The organism is Zobellella endophytica (assembly GCF_003012775.1).
Lineage (GTDB): Bacteria > Pseudomonadota > Gammaproteobacteria > Enterobacterales > Aeromonadaceae > Oceanimonas > Oceanimonas endophytica.
The window spans coordinates 170,135-187,329 of record NZ_PXYG01000001.1 but is presented as its reverse complement, the minus strand read 5'-3'; the positions used below and the strand labels follow the sequence as shown (position 1 = coordinate 187,329).

General features: G+C 65.8%; 17 protein-coding genes and 1 pseudogene. 9 read left to right on the top strand and 9 right to left on the bottom strand.

What is annotated here, in order from left to right:
• The first annotated feature begins 127 nt into the window (after window positions 1–127).
• Genes C7H85_RS00820 through C7H85_RS00810 form a run of 3 tightly spaced genes read left to right on the top strand, consistent with a single transcriptional unit; the run spans window position 128 to window position 2,922 of the window.
• Entirely contained in the window at window positions 128–1,111 is a 984-nt protein-coding gene (locus C7H85_RS00820) for a TRAP transporter substrate-binding protein (RefSeq protein ID WP_106727829.1), read from the top strand.
• Between the two features lie 3 nt (window positions 1,112–1,114).
• Window positions 1,115–1,618, top strand: a complete 504-nt coding sequence (locus tag C7H85_RS00815) for a TRAP transporter small permease subunit (RefSeq protein WP_106727828.1) — start codon at window positions 1,115–1,117, stop codon at window positions 1,616–1,618.
• On the top strand, window positions 1,618–2,922 hold the full coding sequence (locus tag C7H85_RS00810) for a TRAP transporter large permease (protein ID WP_106727827.1): 1,305 nt from the start codon (window positions 1,618–1,620) through the stop codon (window positions 2,920–2,922). The genes C7H85_RS00815 and C7H85_RS00810 overlap by 1 nt, the downstream gene beginning before the upstream one ends.
• A gap of 63 nt (window positions 2,923–2,985) precedes the next feature.
• Here the strand turns inward: C7H85_RS00810 and C7H85_RS00805 are convergent, their stop codons facing one another.
• Both C7H85_RS00805 and C7H85_RS00800 read right to left on the bottom strand, forming a co-directional pair.
• Window positions 2,986–4,806 (bottom strand): gamma-glutamyltransferase family protein, encoded by a 1,821-nt coding sequence (locus tag C7H85_RS00805; RefSeq protein ID WP_106727826.1) that lies wholly within the window; start codon window positions 4,804–4,806, stop codon window positions 2,986–2,988.
• A gap of 172 nt (window positions 4,807–4,978) precedes the next feature.
• Window positions 4,979–6,163, bottom strand: coding sequence for a cyanate transporter (locus C7H85_RS00800; RefSeq protein WP_106727825.1), 1,185 nt, complete (start codon window positions 6,161–6,163; stop codon window positions 4,979–4,981).
• A 103-nt stretch (window positions 6,164–6,266) separates the two neighbouring features.
• On the opposite strand from C7H85_RS00800, the pseudogene C7H85_RS20310 reads away from it, so the two are divergent.
• Together C7H85_RS20310 and C7H85_RS00795 are read left to right on the top strand one after the other, a co-directional pair.
• Window positions 6,267–6,470: pseudogene (locus tag C7H85_RS20310) on the top strand (helix-turn-helix domain-containing protein); the annotation flags it as partial.
• Window positions 6,471–6,504: 34 nt separating this feature from the next.
• Window positions 6,505–7,143 carry a LysR substrate-binding domain-containing protein gene (locus C7H85_RS00795; RefSeq protein ID WP_245879522.1) on the top strand — a complete coding sequence of 213 codons (639 nt, stop codon included), beginning with the start codon at window positions 6,505–6,507 and terminating at the stop codon, window positions 7,141–7,143.
• 118 nt (window positions 7,144–7,261) lie between these two features.
• Here C7H85_RS00795 and C7H85_RS00790 read toward each other — a convergent pair whose 3' ends face one another.
• Window positions 7,262–8,116, bottom strand: a complete 855-nt coding sequence (locus tag C7H85_RS00790) for a 5'-nucleotidase, lipoprotein e(P4) family (RefSeq protein WP_106727824.1) — start codon at window positions 8,114–8,116, stop codon at window positions 7,262–7,264.
• A 323-nt stretch (window positions 8,117–8,439) separates the two neighbouring features.
• Entirely contained in the window at window positions 8,440–8,859 is a 420-nt protein-coding gene (locus tag C7H85_RS19845; RefSeq protein ID WP_210433528.1) for a LysR substrate-binding domain-containing protein, read from the bottom strand.
• A 6-nt stretch (window positions 8,860–8,865) separates the two neighbouring features.
• Here C7H85_RS19845 and C7H85_RS19840 point away from each other — a divergent pair, with 6 nt between their 5' ends.
• Complete coding sequence (locus C7H85_RS19840; RefSeq protein WP_210433527.1) at window positions 8,866–9,126, top strand: glutathione binding-like protein; 261 nt, start codon at window positions 8,866–8,868, stop codon at window positions 9,124–9,126.
• A 35-nt stretch (window positions 9,127–9,161) separates the two neighbouring features.
• On the opposite strand, the gene C7H85_RS00780 is transcribed toward C7H85_RS19840, so the two are convergent.
• From C7H85_RS00780 to C7H85_RS00770, 3 genes are all read right to left on the bottom strand, one after another.
• Complete coding sequence (locus C7H85_RS00780; RefSeq protein ID WP_106727822.1) at window positions 9,162–10,514, bottom strand: MATE family efflux transporter; 1,353 nt, start codon at window positions 10,512–10,514, stop codon at window positions 9,162–9,164.
• Window positions 10,515–10,518: 4 nt separating this feature from the next.
• Window positions 10,519–10,992: a MarR family winged helix-turn-helix transcriptional regulator gene (locus tag C7H85_RS00775; protein WP_210433526.1), complete on the bottom strand. Its 474-nt coding sequence runs from the start codon at window positions 10,990–10,992 to the stop codon at window positions 10,519–10,521.
• Between the two features lie 186 nt (window positions 10,993–11,178).
• Window positions 11,179–12,099: a LysR family transcriptional regulator gene (locus C7H85_RS00770; RefSeq protein ID WP_106727821.1), complete on the bottom strand. Its 921-nt coding sequence runs from the start codon at window positions 12,097–12,099 to the stop codon at window positions 11,179–11,181.
• Window positions 12,100–12,205: 106 nt separating this feature from the next.
• Between C7H85_RS00770 and C7H85_RS00765 the strand changes: the two genes are divergently transcribed.
• Genes C7H85_RS00765 through C7H85_RS00755 form a run of 3 tightly spaced genes read left to right on the top strand, consistent with a single transcriptional unit; the run spans window position 12,206 to window position 16,433 of the window.
• Window positions 12,206–13,945: an amidohydrolase gene (locus C7H85_RS00765; protein ID WP_106727820.1), complete on the top strand. Its 1,740-nt coding sequence runs from the start codon at window positions 12,206–12,208 to the stop codon at window positions 13,943–13,945.
• Between the two features lie 53 nt (window positions 13,946–13,998).
• The gene (locus C7H85_RS00760) at window positions 13,999–15,072 is read left to right on the top strand and encodes a C45 family autoproteolytic acyltransferase/hydrolase (protein WP_106727819.1); all 1,074 of its coding nucleotides are present in this window, start codon (window positions 13,999–14,001) and stop codon (window positions 15,070–15,072) included.
• 29 nt (window positions 15,073–15,101) lie between these two features.
• The gene (locus C7H85_RS00755; RefSeq protein ID WP_106727818.1) at window positions 15,102–16,433 is read left to right on the top strand and encodes an MFS transporter; all 1,332 of its coding nucleotides are present in this window, start codon (window positions 15,102–15,104) and stop codon (window positions 16,431–16,433) included.
• A 73-nt stretch (window positions 16,434–16,506) separates the two neighbouring features.
• On the opposite strand, the gene C7H85_RS00750 is transcribed toward C7H85_RS00755, so the two are convergent.
• Together C7H85_RS00750 and C7H85_RS00745 are read right to left on the bottom strand one after the other, a co-directional pair.
• Window positions 16,507–16,887 carry a DUF4112 domain-containing protein gene (locus C7H85_RS00750; RefSeq protein WP_106727817.1) on the bottom strand — a complete coding sequence of 127 codons (381 nt, stop codon included), beginning with the start codon at window positions 16,885–16,887 and terminating at the stop codon, window positions 16,507–16,509.
• Between the two features lie 30 nt (window positions 16,888–16,917).
• Window positions 16,918–17,076 carry a YqaE/Pmp3 family membrane protein gene (locus C7H85_RS00745; protein WP_106453246.1) on the bottom strand — a complete coding sequence of 53 codons (159 nt, stop codon included), beginning with the start codon at window positions 17,074–17,076 and terminating at the stop codon, window positions 16,918–16,920.
• Between the last annotated feature and the right edge of the window lie 119 nt (window positions 17,077–17,195).

Sequence of the window (17,195 nt, the reverse complement as noted above, 5' to 3'; positions counted from 1 at the left end):
GTGACAACCGGGTTAATGCCCGCCTGGCCACGCCGCTGTCGGCTATTTCCGTGTCGTTTCTGCGCCTTTCCCCCTCGCGACAAGCTCCCATACTCGAGTGAAACTCACTCTCAGGGATGACGCCGCCATGAAACACACCCTTTCCGTACTCGCCCTTTCCCTCGCCGCCCTGCTGCCGCTGCAGGGGGCCGCCGCTACCCGAATGGACTTTTCCAACGAATACAACCACAGCTCCATCCATGCCGAAGGCGACAGCTACTTCATCGACAAGGTGAAGGAGCTGACCAACGACGAGGTGGTGATCACCCTGCATACCGGCGGCGCCCTAGGCTACAAGTCGGCGGATCACTTCTACGCGGTGGCGGACAACGCCATCCAGCTGGCCGATACCCTGGCCGGCACTCTGGCGGGGATAGACCCGATTTTCTCGCTATCATCCCTGCCCTTCCTGGTGCGCGATGAAGACCAGGCCGAGCAGCTGTACCGTCTGGCCCGCCCCCACTACGACCAGGTGTTCGCCGACAACGATCAGATCCTGCTTTACGCCTCGCCCTGGCCGGCCAGCGGCATCTGGGCCAAGCAGGAGGTGGCCTCCGCCGCCGGCCTGAAAAACCTGAAGATCCGCACCTACGACAAGAATGGCACCCTCACCCTGAAGGAAGCCGGCGCCACCCCGGTGAACCTGTCCTGGGCCGACGTGGTGCCCCAGCTTTCCACCGGGGGCATCAGCGCCGTGCTCACCTCCGCCGAGGCTGGCGCCAACGCCAGCTTCTGGGAGCAGTTGCGGCACTACAGCGCCATCCAGTACGCCATTCCGCTCAATATGGTGCACATGAACAAGGACGAGTTCGACCGGCTCACGCCCGAACAGCAGGCCGCCCTGCTGGAGGCCGCGCGCCAGACCGACGCCCACAACTGGCAGCAGGTACGCACCCGGGTAGCCGCCAACTACCGGACCCTGAACGAGCACGGCGTCACCATCAGGGAGGAGCTGCCCGCCGACTTCACCCAGGCGCTGCAACAGGCCGCCCAGGTCGCGATAGACGGCTGGCTGAAGGAAACCGGCGAACGCGGGCGGCAGCTCCTCGAGCAGTTCCGGCAGGAAGGCTGAGCCATGGCCGCGCTGGTCAACTTGCTCAGCCACCGGCTCAACCAGCTGGCGGGCGGGCTCGCCATGGGGCTTATTCTCTATATCACCGGCCATATCCTGCTGGAAATCGTGCTGCGGCTGTTCGGCCGCTCCACCTTCGTACTGGATGAGTTCGTGGGTTACGGGGTGGCCACCATGACCTTTCTCGGGCTCGGCTACGCCCTGGAGCGGGGCTCCCTTATCCGGGTGAAACTGCTTGTGGACAAGCTGCCGCCCCGCTGGCACTGGCTGCCCGAACTGCTGGCCACCCTGGTGGCGCTGTTCACCTTCGCCACCCTGGCCTGGTTCTGGGGCCGGAACGTCTGGCGCAGCTACCAGCGCGGCACCACCAGCGACACCCTGGCCGACACCCCGCTCTGGCTGCCCGAAGGCATGGTCTGGCTGGGCATGGCGCTGCTGTGCCTCAGCCTGCTGGGCCGGGTGCTCGGCCTCGTTACCCGGGCCGCTACCCGGCAAGGAACACACTGATGGATACCCTTCTGACCGCGGCCGGGGTGATCGGCCTTATCTTCCTGCTGCTGGGCCTGGGCACCTGGGTGTTTGCCGGGCTGGCGGCGGTGGCGCTGGGCTCGCTGGTGTGGCTGGGCGGTTTCGACCTGGATCGGGCGGGCATGATCCTGAGCCGCATCCTCTACCGCGCCGGCAACGCCTGGGAGCTGTCGGCCATACCGCTGTTCATCCTGATGGGGGAGCTGATTTTCCGCTCCAATATTTCGGAGCGGCTGTTCCGCGGGCTGGAGCCCTGGGCCCAGAAGATCCCAGGCGGAATTCTGCACACCAATGTGTTCGGCTGCGCCATCTTCGCCGCCGTGAGCGGCTCCAGCGCCGCCACCACCGCCACCATCGGCAAGATAACCACCCACGAGCTGTCCCGCCGGGGCTACGACCGGCAATTGTCCATCGGCTCCCTGGCCGGGGCCGGCAGCCTGGGCCTGCTGATCCCGCCGTCCATCGTGATGATCGTCTACGGGGTGCAGGCCGAGGTGTCCATCAGCCAGCTGTTTATGGCCGGGGTCATACCCGGGCTGCTGATCGCCCTGCTCTACTCCGGCTATATCGCGGCCGTGGCCCTGCGCCGGCCCGAAAAAGCCCCGCGCGGCACGACCGCCGGGCTCTCGCTGTTGGCCAGCTTTGCCTGCCTGGCCCCGGTGATCCTGCTGATTGCACTGGTGATGGGCTCCATCTACTCGGGTATCGCCACCCCGTCGGAGGCGGCAGCGGTGGGCGTGGCCGCCACCCTGGGGCTGCTGGCGGCACAGCGGCAACTGAGCCTGGCCATGTTCAAAGAGGCCCTGGCCGCCACCCTGCTCAACGCCACCATGGTGTGCAGCATTCTGGTCACCGCCGCCCTGCTTTCCACCGCCATGGGCTACCTGCATCTGCCGCGGGAGCTGGCGGGGTTTATCGCCGGGCTGGAACTTTCCCCCGCCCTGCTGCTGGTGGCACTGGCGCTGTTCTATATTGTGCTGGGATTGTTCCTGGACGGCATTTCCATCACGGTGATGAGCCTGCCCATTACCCTGCCCATCGTGCTGCAGGCGGGGTTCGATCCGGTGTGGTTCGGGGTCTTTCTGGTGATCATGGTGGAGCTGGGGCAGATCACCCCGCCGGTGGGCTTCAACCTGTTCGTACTGCAGGGGCTCACCGGCGAGCATATCGGCCGGGTGGCCTACTCCGCCCTGCCATTCTTTATGCTGATGTGCCTGGCCGCCGCCCTGGTGAGCCTGTACCCGGGCCTGGCCCTGTGGCTGCCCCAGTGGCTTGCCGGCTGAGCACCTCTTCCCAACGGCCCCGCCGCCCCAGGCCGTCGTCATGGCCCTGACGGCGGGGCGTGGTTACTCCCCCATCACCACGCCTTCACGGCGCGGATCGGCGCCGCCGAACCAGCCCTGGTCGGTGCGTCCGATCGCCTGCAGGCCGCTGGTCATGTCCATTTCGGTCAACTCGTGATCGCGCGCCCTGAGCCAGTCCAGGGTCTCGGCCGGGAAACGGTTGCCTTCGAGCAGGGTCGGCGCGCCGAGGGCGCCGAAGTTCGGCAGGTTAATCGCGGTCTGGGCGTCCATACCCCAGTTGAGCATGCCGTACAGCGTCTTGGCGGTGTAGTGGATGATCAGCGCGCCGCCGGGGCTGCCGCCGCTTATCAGCACCCGGCCGCTCGGCTTGTCGAAGACCAGCGTCGGGCTCATCGAGCTGCGCGGGCGCTTGCCCGGCTGCACCCGGTTGGCGGTGGGCAGGCCGGCGGCGTCGTTGGGCGCGAAGTTGAAGTCGGTCAGCTCGTTGTTGAGCAGAAAGCCGCCGGTGTCCGTGCCGTAGGGGTTCACCATCTGGCGGGAGCCGAACTGGGCCTCAATGGTCGTGGTCATACTCAGCGCCCTGCCCTCGCGGTCGATGATGCTGATGTGGCTGGTGCCGTACTCGGGTTGCACTGCGGATAACCCCAGGGATACCTGCATCTCGCCGGGCCGGCCGGGCTCGGCGGTCTTCATGCTGCGTTCGCCGATCAAGCCGGCCCGGGCGGCGAGGTAGTCGGGTGCCAGCATGCTCGACCAGTTGCCGCCGGGCGCGCTGACGAAGTCGGGGTCGCCGATGTACTTGGCACGGTCGGCAAAGGCGAGCCGCGAGGCTTCGGTGTACAGGTGCAGCCACTGTGGCGAGGGCTGTGGCTTGCCGTCGTCGGTGCGCTGCATCGGCAGCCCGGCGGCCTCGGTATGGCCTAGGATGCCGAGGATCTGGGCGACGGCGATGGCACCGCTGCTGGGCGGGGGGAAGCCGCACAGCACATATTCCCGGCCACGGGCACCGTAGTCGCTGCACAAGGGCTCGCGCTGCTTCGGCCGGTAACCGGCAAGATCGGCCAGCGTCATCTGGCCGGGATTGGTCGCATGGCCCCGGACTTTCGCGACGATGGCCTCGGCTATCTCGCCGCGGTGCAAGGCCGCGCTGCCCTGGGCGGCGATGTGCCGGAGCACCGCCGCGTAGGGCCGGTTCTGCAGCACATGGCCGACCGGGTAGGGGCTGCCGTCGGGCTGGTAGAAGTAGGCCGCGGCCACCGGATCCTGCCTGAGGAAGGCGTCGGACTCGAGCTGGGTGTACAGGCGCGGGCTGAGCGTAAAGCCCCGTTCGGCGAGCCGGATCGCCGGCTGGAACAGGTCGGCCCAGGGCAGCAAGCCGTGCTCACGATGGGCGAGTTCGAGCATCGCCACCACGCCCGGCACGCCGACCGAACGGCCGCCGACCACGGCCTCGTTGAACGGCAGCGGCGCGCCGTCGGCATCGAGGAACAGGTTTTCATCGGCGGCGGCCGGCGCCGTCTCGCGCCCGTCGTAGGCGCTGACCCGCTCGCCGTCGTAATACATCAGGAAGGCGCCCCCGCCAATACCGCTGCTCTGGGGTTCCACCAGGCCCAGCACCATCTGCACCGCGATGGCCGCGTCCAGCGCCGATCCCCCCGCCGCCAGCACCTGGCGGCCGGCGTCGGTGGCGAGCGGATTGGCGGCCGCCACCGCATAGTCCCGCAGCGACCAGCCGGGTTTATCCTGATAGCCGGAGGCAACCTCGGGCTGGGGTGGCGGGGCCTGATAGCTGAATGACTCGGGCTGGCCGGTGCAGCCGGCGAGCAGCAGGGATAAGGCGATCGCGTGGACGGATAGCTTCATGGACGACTCCTGTCGAATGGGACCATTAACGGCCGAATATTTTCAGCGTTGCCAATGGGAATGGAGGTACCACCCAGACCACGCCTCCTGGAGACCCGATTGAATAACAAGCATGCACCATGGACCCGCCATGGTCGATGACTTTTCGTCCGTCGGGTAATGGAGGAGGGTTTCAGGCCGTGGCCATGGCCTGGGGGTAGCGTCGGGGATCGAAGCGCAGGCAGATCAGCATCACCACGCCGACCAGCGTCAGGTGCAGCGCCCAGCCCCCGGCGAAACTGCCGCTCGCTTCCCGAATCAACGACACCACCAGAGGCCCCATGGCCGCGATCAGGAAACCGCCGCCCTGCATCAGGGCGGTGAGCACGCCCGCCTGCTGCGGCACCGGCAGGTGATCCAGGGCCGTCACCAGTGACAGGGAGAAGTTGCCGCCCAGCCCCATGCCGCACACCGCAGCCCACACCAGCGGGCACTGCCCGGGCCAGAACAACAGGCCGGCGTAGCCGGTCGCCTGCAGCAGCAGGGTCAGCCACAGCCAGGGCCGCCGGTCCCGCCCCCGCGCCAGCAGGGTGATACCCACCGCGAACAGGGCCTGGGCCAGCGCCATCACCGACACCAGAACGGCGCTGTCGGCGGCGCTCCAGCCCTGCTGCTGGTAGTAGGGCGCCAGCCAGGTGACCATGGTCGAATAGCCGGCGTTGACCAGGCCGAAGCACAGCATCAGCTGCCAGGTGCGTGGCCGCCCCAGCAGGCGCCGGGCCAGGCCCGGATCGGGCGGGCGGCTCTGCCGGTCCGACAGGGTCCGCCAGGCGCAGGCCAGGGCGATGAGCGCCGGCAACGCCAGCCAGGCCAGGGCCGCGCGCCAGTCGTGACTGCCGCCGGCCAGCAGCGGGGTCAACTGGGCGCCGATGGCGCCGCCGCCCATGATCATGGCCGAATAGAGACCGGTGACCATGGCCACCCGGCCGGGAAAATACTGCTTGATGATGCCGGGAAAGGCGGACTGAACGAAGGCCACCCCCAGCCCGCACAGCAGGGCGGTCAGGATGAGGGTCGCGCCGCCGGGCACCAGCAGCCGAAGCCCCGAGCCCAACATCAGCAGCACCAGCGCCGTGAGCATGCCCCGGCGGGTGCCCCAGCAGGCCTGGATCCGCGGCGAAACAAAGGCGCCCACCCCCATCAGCAGGGTGGGCAGCAGGGTCAGCAGCGCCACGCCCGTATAGCTCAGGCCGGTACTGGCCCGGATCAGCTCGATGATGGGTCCGGGCCCGGTGAGAAAGGGCCGCAGGTTCAGGCCAATCAACACCACCAGGAGCAGCATGGCTCCCTGCTCCACCGGCCTGCTTACTGTCGTCATCGCATCGTCTCTCGGGAATAGGAAAAAGGGGGGTGGCAGGCTTGCCAGCGCCGCTGTGAGCATGGTAGAAGTCGGACACATTATTTGAAAATTAAATATTTGAATGGATATCAGTGAAAAACCGAATAGGCCCCTGTTCGAGCTGGACCTGCTGCGGGTGATGGTAACCGTGGCCGACAGCGGCAGCTTTACCGCCGCCGCCGCCCGGTTGCATTCCACCCAGTCCACCATCAGCCAGAAGGTGCGCCGGCTGGAAGAGATGGCCGGGCACCGGCTGCTGGAACGGGGCAGCCGGGACATTCAACCCACCGACGCCGGCGCTGCTGGGCTATGCCCGGCGCATGTTGGCGCTGAACGACGGGCTGCTGGAAGCCCTGGCCGGCCCGGATGTGGCGCTCACCATTCGCCTGGGAGTGCCGGACGACTTTGTCACCCCGTCGATGACCGCCACCCTCGCCGCCTTCAGCCGCCGGCATCCCCGGCTGAAACTGGAAGTCACCAGCGGCCTGAGCCCGGATCTGGCCACCGGCTACGATCACGGCGAGCTGGATCTGATCCTTATCAAGCAGCGGCGCCACAGCCGGGCCGGGGTGGCCTGTCGCCCCGAGCCGCTGCTGTGGCTGGACAGCGCGGCTAACCCGACCTGGCAGCAGGATCCGCTGCTGCTGGTGGCCTTTCCACCCCGGGGCCTGTACCGGGACGACATGATCACCGCCGTCGAGCTGACGGGCAGGCGCTGGCGCATCAGCTTTACCTGCTCCAGCCTGAGCGGCATTCAGGGCGCGGTGGCCGACGGCCTGGGCGTCACCCTGCTGCCGGCCCGCGCCAGGACGCCGGCGCACCGGGTGCTGACCGAAGTGGACGGCTTTCCCACCGTGGACACCATGGAGGTGGTGATACTGCACAAACCCACCGCCGATCCCCTGGTCCAGGCGCTGGCCCAACAGTTAAGCGGCCTACTGGACACCGCCACCTCCTGACTCGCACCGGGGCATAAAGCAGCATCGTGACTCTTGTTCCGGCCAGTAAAAAATCCCGCGGATAGTCTCACCATCCGCGGGATCCGTTTACTTCGATTTTATGGTTCCGTCAGTTCAGTTATTCCGTAGGTGCTTGCCAGGAATGTCTGGTTGCCGCATCCCGGAACTTGTTCACGTTTTCAACACTGGCCGGCGGTTCCGATTCACCGAAGATGGCCCTTACCCAATGACCATCGGTGGGGTTGGGGAAAATGATATGTTCAAAACCAAACTTGCTTTTTTGTTCATCAACCAAGGCCAGCCTTTCTTCCACATCGGTCACATAGTAGCTTCGTGATAAATCATTCAGATTGTCACCAAGATAGAGAACAACATTAAAGTCATTGGCAATTTCCTTTTGCCTTGTTTCTTTATTTGATGTTTCCCTTAAAACGGTCAAGTGCTCAGCATCGACAAAAGGAAAATCGTTTCCCTTTAAGTTATTCAAGGCGATATTGAATGTATCCTCGCCTTGTTCTCTGCTGGTCACATAAAAAATCTCTACCCCTTTCGATGCCGCATAGTCCAGGAACTCTTTCGCGCCAGGAGTCGCGACCGGCTGAGCCTCGACCACCCACCTGTCCCATATAGGATCATTGAAAAACTCCATATCCTGCTCGATAAGGTGGCCCCAATAAGCATTGGTACTCAGAATAGTGTCATCGGCATCGGTAATAATGGCCAGGGGTTTATCTCCCTCGCCGTGGCGCTGCAAGGCATTGTCCAAGTGCAGTTTCGCGATATTGAATCCCTGATAATACAAGGCTCGATATTCCGCAGCTGTCTGCTTCCAGGCCACTGCGGATATCAGCAGGTTCGAACCTGAAAGAGGTTTGGAAGGCTCGGCTTCTTCGGAGGCCAATGCAGAAAAAGAACCCGCACACAATAAAACGGCAGGTACGATCAGTTTTCTATAACTTAAAGACAATCCCATAAAGACACCCTGTCAGTATTAACATCCAATTGGATAAATAGCAGCGAGATGAAATATCACACAACAAAAACAAAATATCAACAAAATCAGAGCCTGGAATAATTATTCATGCATTGAATATTTAATACCACCAACCTTCAACAAATCACCGAAATATAAAGAACACGGATGAATAATATTTCATCTCCCTCCCTCCAGGACGAGGGATGCCGGTAAAAATAATGTGAAGTTGGCTCGTCGGGTATCATCGGGTACCGGGAAATGGCGTAGTGCCTGAGGTTCATCGGGTTAGCCCAGTCATGCAATCATACGGACAACGGCAGTCAATCCGCAGGCCCCTCCCCGGCGCCAAACATCTCCACCAGGCACTCCACTACGGCGCGCACCGCGGGTAACTGGCCGCGGCGATGCGGCATCACCAGGGAAGTGGTTACCTGCCCGGCTTCCCACTCGGGCAGCACCCGCACCAGCCGGCCGTCATCCATCGACGCCCGGCACATGTCCGCCGGCAGGCAGGTAATGCCCAACCCGGCCTCGGCGGCACCCAGCAGCATGACCGACTCATTGGCTACCATCACAGGATGTGGTGTCACGCTGGCGGAGCGGCCCTGCCCGTCGCTCAGCGACCAGCAGCCCGCCGCCGGTCCGGTAAGAATGCCGCCGTGTCCGGCCACGTCGTCCGGTGCGGCCGGTTCCCGTCGCCACTGCAAATAGGCGGGAGCCGCAACCAGGATAATCGGCAACTGGAGATGATGCTGGCCGACCGGCCATGGCTGCTGGGAGCGCAGCGAAGTGTGGCCGACGCCTATTTTACCGGTATCGCCCGCTGGGCCGAGTATCTCCAGGTTGTGGATCGCAGTGACTATCCAAACCTGCAACGGCTGTACAGCAAACTGGCGCAGGATCCGGCGGTGATCTTCGCCCATGCCGTCGAGCAGCAGCGACCCGCCGTGAGCGCAGGCGGCGTTGCCGGAGAGGTGACGCTGGCAGAGGCACTCTCTGCCCGGTGATCACTCCCGGCACACGAGCGCCGACTGTGCCCATTTCAGGATCGCTCGCCAGTGGCGGCGGCTGGCCCTGGTGCCAGCCGCCGCCACTGCCGCCACAGCAGCCAACCGGCGAACAACGACAGGCAGACGTTGGACAGGGGCAGCGCCAGCCAGACCCCGTCCAGCCCCAGCCAGAGCGGCAACAACGCCAGAAAGGGCAGCTGGATCAGCATGTTGCCCAGGGTGATCAGGGTCGCCTTGCGGCCCAGGCCGAGAGACTGGAACCAGCAGGCCGCCAGCACCAGGAAGCCGTCCAGGAACAGGGCCCACAGGTGCAGCCGGATGGCCCAGGTGGTGGCCGCCAGCAGGGCCGGATCCTCCCCCATAAAGACCGAGGCGAACCAGGCCGGCGCCGCCATCATGGCCAGTACCAGCAGCACACCGCCCCCCACCCCGACCAGGCAGGCCAGGCGCAGAGTCTGGCGCACCCGCGCCGTCTGACCGGCGCCCTGGTAGTAGCTCACCAGGGGCTGCATGCCCCCGGCCACCCCTTCCGCCGCCAGGTAGTAGAAAGCCATCAGGTAGCCGGCGATGCCGTAGGCCGCCACCTGCACCGCCTGGCCATGTTTGAGCAGCAGCAGGTTGTGCAGCACCACCGCCAGGCTGAGGTACAGGTACATCAGCATACTGGAAAAGCCGGTGCCCAGCAGCACGGTGCCCGCCCTCGGCCGCCACCGCCAGGCCCGGCGGTCCAGCGGCGCCCGGCTGTGGCGGCTCAGCACGAAGCCCAGGCACAGCACCACCACCAGCGCCTCGCTCAGCAGGGTGGCCAGGGCGGCGCCGGTCAGCCCCCACTGCAGCCAGGCGATAAAAACCGCATCGAGCAGGATATTGCCGACGGCCCCCAGCAGCAGCGCCAGGGTCGCCAGCCGGGGCGCCCCGAGGTTGCGCACCAGAAACGGCAGCGCCACGCTGGCTATTACCAGGGGCGTGGCCGGCGCCATCAGATCCAGGTAGTTCTGGGCATGGGCCGCCGCCGCACCCTCGGCCCCCTGCCAGACCAGGAATAACGGGCTCGAGCGGGTCAACACCAGTGCCAGCGGCAACCCCAGCAGCGGCAGCAGCCACAACCCCTGGGCCACAAACAGGGCGGCCCGGCCGCGCTTGCCGCCACCCTGGGCCAGGGACGCCTGGGCCCCGGTACCGATGCCGATCATCATGCCGGTGGCCAGCATGACGCCCACCCAGGGCCAGGCCAGGTTGATGCCGGCCAGGCCGTCGCCGCCGATAAAGTGGCCGACGAAAATGCCGTCGACCACCTGATAGGTGCCGCTGACCAGCAGCGCGGCCAGAGAAGGCAGGGTGTAATGCCAAAAGGCGCGCTGGAGCGGCGCCGAACTCAGGTTCATGGTGTCAGTCCTGTTTGCGGGGGGAAATATCCGGCACGGGCAGCGGCGCCTGGGGCAGTTCCAGGGCGCGACAGGCCTTGGCCAACAGCCGTTCGAGCTGGGCGAGCTCTTCCTCGCTCAGCGCCCGCCCCATGGCCGTCGCCGTTTCCCGGTAGACGCTGGTTTCTTCCTTCTGCAGGTAGAGCGCCTTGTCGGTGGGCAACAGGCGGCTGGCCCGGGCGTCCTCGGGGCAGGCTTCGCGCCGCAGGTAACCCTGGCGATCCAGCTTGCGCGCCATGGTGCTGGCCGAGGCCTTGCTCACCTGCATCAGCGCCGCCAGTTCGGTCAGCCGCAGGCCCGGCCCCTGGGCCGACATCAGCGCATAGAGGTATTCCAGTTCGCTGCTGGTCAGCTCCATGCTGCCGCTCTGGCGCGAATGCTCGCGCCAGCGGTGCCAGATAAACCACTCCAGTTGCTTCAGGCTGTCGGTCAGTGTCATGGGATCTTCTCCGAAATAATTTTAGTTAGACTAACTAACTAAAAAAGGAGGCGCAATCCACACAACAATGGCGGGCTTGCCATCTCGCCGCTATCAACGGAGCAAGCCCCTGGACTCCTCAGCGCCTGCGCGGGAGTGACAAGGCTGGCAGCGGGAATGGCAAATCGAGAACAGCGGTGATGAACATCAGCGCGCGCAGCGTCCGCTTTCCTGCACATGGGCCTTCAACAGCTCGATAAAGGCTTTCACCTTGCGGTTGTTGCGGCAATGGGGAGGAAAGATGGCGTGGATCCAGGGGCCGAAGGCGCTGAGCACCCGCCACTGGTTCACCCGCACCTCCACCAGTTCGCCGCGGGCCAGGTAGGGCGCCACGCTCCAGGTGGGGACAAACTGCAGGCCTTGGCCGTCGAGCAGGCAGGCCAGCAGAAAGTCGTAATCATCGCTCGTCAGCCGGGGGACCGGTTGCCGCAGGCGGGTGTTCCTGCCTTCCAGCTCCACCCACCAGTAATGGCGGCTGAGCAGCGGGTTGCGCAGGATCAGCCAGTCGTGCTGCTCGATGTTGTCCAGCGTCACTTCCATGCCCTTGCGGGCCAGGTAGGCGGGGCTGGCGCACAGCACCACCCGGTTTTCCAACAGGGGCTGGGCGATCAGCCCCGGCAGATCGGTGGGCCCGTCCCGCACCGCCAGATCGTAGCCGCCCTCGATCAGGTCCTGGCTCCCTTCCTTCAGGTCCACCTCCAGCCGCACCAGGGGATGTTCGGTCATAAAACGGCAGCACACTTCGCGCAGAAAGGCGGGTGCGAAGGACGGCGGCGAAATGATGCGCAGCCGGCCGCGCAGCTCCTGCTGCAGCTGCTCCACTTCCTCGCCGGCGATCTGCAGCTGCATCAGCGCCTGGCGGGTTCCTTCCAGGTAGGTGTGGCCCGCTTCCGTCAACGCCATCTGCCGGGTGGTGCGCTCAAACAGCCGGGTGCCGAGCTCGGCCTCGAGCTGCGCCACCGCCTTGGTGACGGCGGACGGCGTCTTGCCCAGCCGTTCGGCGGCCCGGCTGAAGCTGCCCAGCTCGGCGGCGGTGACGAAAGTGGTGAGCACGCTCAGCTTGTCCATGATTTTTTCCTCACTGGAAAAAAAGTTGTGTGCAAAGGGGTAATGATGGGGCAAGAACACCCCGGCTAATATATCAAACAATTAACAACCAGCCAGGGTGATTAACATGAAGGGACTCTTACCATCGCTGCTGACCACGGCCCTCGCTTTTTCCTCATGGGAAACGATGGCCGCCCCCGATCTCATCCTGCACGGCGGCAAGGTGTTCACCGCGGTCGCGGGCCAGCCCCTGCAGCAGGCGGTGGCCATCGAGCAGGGCCGGATCCTGGCGGTGGGCACCGACGAGGACATCCTCCCCCTCGGCGGCGAGGGCACCACCCACATCGCCCTCAACGGCAAGGTGCTGATGCCCGGCCTTGTCGACTCCCACGCCCATGTGGTCAAGGGCGGCCTGCAGCTGCGCCAGGCCAGCCTGGACGGCGACTGGCTGCCGTTCGACGAGCTGGAGCGGCGCCTGCGCCAGTGGCGCGACGACGGCAAGGCCAGGCGCGGCGACTTCCTGGTGGTGGGTGGCCTGCCTTCCCGCTACTGGGAGCAGATCGCGGAGTTCGAGCAACGCTTCAACCGGGGCGAATGGGCCGGGGTGCCCATGCTGTTCGCGGGCTGGGACTACCACACCGGCTGGGCCAACCAGGCCATGCTCAAACGCGCCGGCATCGACGCCGCCCGGATCGCGGCCCTGGGGGGCGAAAAGATCGCCACCATCGGCCGGCACCCGGACGGCGAGGCCAACGGCTTCCTGGTCGATGAAGGACTCTATCAGGTCCATGAGCTGCTGCCGCTGGCCGGCGATGCCGAACTGCTGGTCGCCGCGCGCGATGCCATGCGCCACTACCACCGCCTCGGCATCACCGCCTGGATGGAGCCGCTGGCCAACGAGAACCCCGGTGGGCCCATCGACAATGCATCCGTCGGCGTGCTCCCCGCCTACCGGGCGCTGGCGGAGCGGGGCGAACTCAATGCCCACGTGGCCGCCCTGCTGATGGCAGACGCCAAGGCCGGTCCCGCCGATCTGGACGAGCTGGATCGGGTGCGCCGGCGGTTTGCCAATATCCCCAACCTGAGCCTGCCCGGGATCAAGGTGTTCGCCGACGGCGTGGCCGAGCATCCGGCCCAGAGCGCCGCCCTGCTCGAACCTTACCGGAACTCGGGCCAGCGCGGCGAGCTGCTGTTCGAGCCCGAGGACTTCGCCCGGCTGGTCGACGCCGCCGACGCCCGCGGCTGGCTGGTACACGTGCACGCCATCGGCGACCGCGCGGTGCGCGAGTCGCTCAACGCCATCGAGCAGGCGCGCCGGCAGCGCAACAGCGGCGTGCCCCACTCCATCACCCACCTGCAACTGGTCAACCCCGAGGAGTTCGCCCGCTTCAAGCCGCTCGACGTCATCGCCTCCATGCAGCTGTACTGGGCCATGGCCGACGAAATGAGCGTGGACCTGGTGCAGCCCTACGTCAGCGCCATGGCCTACCACTACATGTACCCGGCCCGCTCGCTGCTGCAACAGGGGGCCACCCTCGCCGGCGCCAGCGACTGGCCGATCACCACCGCCGACCCGTGGAAGGCCATCTACCAGGCGGTCAGCCGCCAAGGGCCGAAGGGCCTGCTCAACGCCGACGAAACCATCGACCGCGAAGCCATGCTCCTGGCCTACACCCTCAACGGGGCCCGGGCCCTGCGCCTCGACCACAAGACCGGCTCCCTCGAGCCCGGCAAGCAGGCGGACCTGATCGTGCTCGACCGGGACGTCTTCGGTGTCGCGCCGCAACAGCTGCGCGACACCCGGGTGCTCAACACCTTTTTTGCCGGACGGGAAGTCTTCCGCCGGGACGACGCCCGGCCCGACTGAGGCCGCGCCGCTTCATGACGCCATTACCGCAATAACAACAAGGAGTGATTTCAGTGCATATCCATACCTTCAGTACCGATATCCAGGATCCCGAAGCCCGTGGCCGGCAGTTGGGTGAACAATGGGCCGATGAAATCGCCCACACGGTCCGGCTCTATCTCGACTTCTTCCCCCAAGTGGGCGTGAGCCTGCAGCAGGCCCGTACCCTCGGCGAGCGGAGCCTGGGCGCGCTCGAAGCCTGGAGCCCGGACCTCGCCCGCGAGGTGGCGGCCATGGCGAGCGGCGCCGGTCTGCCGTTATGGCAGTTGGCCTGCCTCAACGCCCGCACCGAGGTGCTCGCCACCATGCCCGCCACCGAAGGGGAATGCTCCACCGCCGTGTACGCCCCCAAGGGCATGGCGGCGCCCAGGACCATCCAGACCTGGGACTGGCACGACAGCCTGGTGCCCCACGGCCTGATGCTGCGGCTGCTCGGCCGTGGCGGCCTGACCGTCAAGCTGTTTACCGAGTCCGGCATGCTCGGCAAGATAGGGGTGAACAGCGCCGGCCTGGGCCTGCACTTCAACATCCTCCACCACGCCAGCGACCATGCCGATGCCGGGGTGCCGGTGCACGCTATCGCCCGCCGTATCCTGGAAGAGGCCACCACGGTGGCGGACGCCGTCGCCCTCGCCCGCTCCGCCCGGGTCAGCGCCTCCACCGTGCTGACCGTGTTCAGCCGGGAGGACGCTTCGCCCCGTGCCGCCAGCATCGAACTGGCACCGGCGGGAACGGCGGTGGTGCCACCCCTCGCAGACGGCTGGCTCACCCACACCAACCACTTCCTGGACCCGGCGCTGAGCCGCGGCGAACGCACCCCGGACGCCGGCACCACCTATGCCCGGCTGGCGCATGTGGATGCGGCCCGCGCCGCCATGGCAGAGGGGGATATCCGGCAACGGGCCGCCGCCATGTGCGGCGCGGCCGGAGAGCGGGCGCCCGTCTGCTTTACCCCCGATCCGGCCATGCCGCCCACCGAGCGCTGGGAAACCCTGCTCACCGTCGGCATCGACACGGACAACTGCGCGCTCGAATACGGCGCCGGCAACCCCATGGCGCTTGCCCGCCGGGGGCAGATCCGTTTTTAATCGTAAACAGCAGTAAAGGAGTACAAGGAATGGACAATCAGCATCAAGGAACGGGCGCCCTGTCCGCCCGCAAGACCTTCTGGGTCTCCGGCATGGGGACGGCCCTCGAGTATTACGACTTCTTCATCTACGGCTACGCGGCGGCGCTGGTCTTTCCCGCCGTGTTCTTCCCGGAGATGGACCGGCTCACCGCCACCCTGATCGCCTTCAGCGCCTTCGGCGCCGGCTTTCTGGCCCGCCCGCTCGGCGGCATCGTGTTCGGCCACTTCGGCGACAAGGTGGGCCGCCAGAAGGTGCTGGTGTTCACCCTGCTGATGATGGGCGTCAGCACCCTGCTGATCGGCTGCCTGCCCAGCTACGCGAGTGTGGGGGTGGCGGCGCCGGTCCTGCTGGTGCTGCTGCGTCTGCTGCAGGGCTTCGCCGCCGGCGGCGAATGGGGCGGCGCGGCCCTGTTCGGCATCGAGAACGCACCCCGCGGCCGCCGCGGCCTCTGGGGCAGTTTCACCAGCATGGGCATCGGCATCGGCGGCATCCTGGCTTCCGCCGTGTTCGCCACGGTCAGCCTGGCCTACGACGACGATCTCACCGGCTTTGCCTGGCGCATCCCCTTCCTGCTGGGCGGCGTACTGGTGCTGATCGGCCTCTACGCCCGGCTGCAGGCCCCGCGGGAAGCGCCCGCCCCCCGTCAGAAAGAGACCCCGGTGCCGCTGCTCGCCGCCCTGCGCGCCCGGCCGCGGGAGCTGCTGCTGTGCATCGGCGTCGCTTTCGGCTACACCACCATCGCCTATATCGGCACCACCTTCTTCCTGTCTTACGCGACCCTGATCGGCTACGGCAATACCGAGGCCCTGTTGTTCGATTTTGCCCTGTCGATCACCATCGTCATTTCCGCGCCGCTGTTCGCCCTGCTGTCCGACCATATTGGCCGGAAAAGGGTGATGATACTGGGTTCGGCCCTGATGGCGGCGGGCTTCTTCGCCTTCTTCCCGCTGATCAGCCAGCACAGCCTCTGGCTCAGCCTCGCGGCCTATGCCCTCGTCGGCGCCCTGATGGGGGCCACCCAGGGGCCCATTCCCGCCTTTCTGGGCGAGCAGTTCCCGCGGGAGATGCGCTTTTCCAGCATTTCCGCCACCTACCAGATAGGCGCGGCCCTGGGCGGCGGCACCGCCTCGAGCATCGCCACCGCCATCCTGATCGCCAGCGATCAGAACCCCCTGGGGGTGGCGCTCTATGCCGCCGGCGCCCTGGGGTTGGTCGCCCTGTGTTCCTGCCTGCTGCGGGAAACCGCCCGCCTGAGCATGGCGGAGATCGACCAGGATCGACGGGAATGCCGCCAACTGGCGGCGCAGAGCCTGCCCTGAGGCAGGACGACAGAGGGGCAAGCCGACAGGCGTTGCCCCTTCCACTTCAACAAAATGGCCCCAAGCACGTCGCTCAGGCCCGCGTGCGATCCATCTTGTCGAAGTGGGCATCCATCAGCCGCACGTTGCGCTGGTTGGCCTTGAAGGCGAAGTCGAACAGATCGCCGAACAGCGGGATGGCGCCGACCAGCAGCTCCAGCAGCACATTCAGCCCCATGCGGGCCAGCACGCCGGCGGGCAGCTTCATGCGGGCGGCTTCCGCGATGATATAGGCCGACAGGCCGGCGGCGACCAGATCCCCCACCCCGGGAACCAGGCCGATAAGGCCGTCCAGGCCAATCCTGAAGCCGCCGGGCAGCCTTATTGAGCTGTCCAGCAGCCAGGCAAGACGACTCAGGCGAGCCCTGGTGGCATCCGCACCACCGCCCGCTTGCTCCTGGCGCCGGTCAGGCATCCGCCGCTCCCGAGCATAAAGGCCGGCGGCTCATTTTTTGGCGATGATCCACACCGCGTGCACGATGCCGGGGATATAGCCCAGCAGGGTCAGCAGAATATTGAGCCAGAAGTGCTTGCCGAAGCCCACCTGCAAAAATACCCCCAGGGGCGGCAGCAGAATGGCGACGATAATGCGGATAAGATCCATGAGCGAGTCCTCGTTATGATGGTACTCAATGAGTATACCAAGCTATTCCCCTTTGCTAATCATTTGTTGCTGTTACGTTTTTTGACGACGATTAAAATCTGCCCCGTGTGATATTGGAA

Bases quoted from the DNA above. Each gene is read 5' to 3' on its own strand.
- C7H85_RS00775 (WP_210433526.1), bottom strand. From the start codon at position 10,992: ATGACACTGACCGACAGCCTGAAGCAACTGGAGTGGTTTATCTGGCAC.
- C7H85_RS00815 (WP_106727828.1), top strand. From the start codon at position 1,115: ATGGCCGCGCTGGTCAACTTGCTCAGCCACCGGCTCAACCAGCTGGCG.
- C7H85_RS00790 (WP_106727824.1), bottom strand. From the start codon at position 8,116: ATGGGATTGTCTTTAAGTTATAGAAAACTGATCGTACCTGCCGTTTTA.
- C7H85_RS00765 (WP_106727820.1), top strand. From the start codon at position 12,206: ATGAAGGGACTCTTACCATCGCTGCTGACCACGGCCCTCGCTTTTTCC.
- C7H85_RS00795 (WP_245879522.1), top strand. From the start codon at position 6,505: ATGTTGGCGCTGAACGACGGGCTGCTGGAAGCCCTGGCCGGCCCGGAT.
- C7H85_RS00800 (WP_106727825.1), bottom strand. From the start codon at position 6,163: ATGACGACAGTAAGCAGGCCGGTGGAGCAGGGAGCCATGCTGCTCCTG.
- C7H85_RS00820 (WP_106727829.1), top strand. From the start codon at position 128: ATGAAACACACCCTTTCCGTACTCGCCCTTTCCCTCGCCGCCCTGCTG.
- C7H85_RS00805 (WP_106727826.1), bottom strand. From the start codon at position 4,806: ATGAAGCTATCCGTCCACGCGATCGCCTTATCCCTGCTGCTCGCCGGC.
- C7H85_RS00755 (WP_106727818.1), top strand. From the start codon at position 15,102: ATGGACAATCAGCATCAAGGAACGGGCGCCCTGTCCGCCCGCAAGACC.
- C7H85_RS00750 (WP_106727817.1), bottom strand. From the start codon at position 16,887: ATGCCTGACCGGCGCCAGGAGCAAGCGGGCGGTGGTGCGGATGCCACC.
- C7H85_RS00780 (WP_106727822.1), bottom strand. From the start codon at position 10,514: ATGAACCTGAGTTCGGCGCCGCTCCAGCGCGCCTTTTGGCATTACACC.
- C7H85_RS00810 (WP_106727827.1), top strand. From the start codon at position 1,618: ATGGATACCCTTCTGACCGCGGCCGGGGTGATCGGCCTTATCTTCCTG.
- C7H85_RS00745 (WP_106453246.1), bottom strand. From the start codon at position 17,076: ATGGATCTTATCCGCATTATCGTCGCCATTCTGCTGCCGCCCCTGGGG.
- C7H85_RS00770 (WP_106727821.1), bottom strand. From the start codon at position 12,099: ATGGACAAGCTGAGCGTGCTCACCACTTTCGTCACCGCCGCCGAGCTG.
- C7H85_RS19840 (WP_210433527.1), top strand. From the start codon at position 8,866: ATGATGCTGGCCGACCGGCCATGGCTGCTGGGAGCGCAGCGAAGTGTG.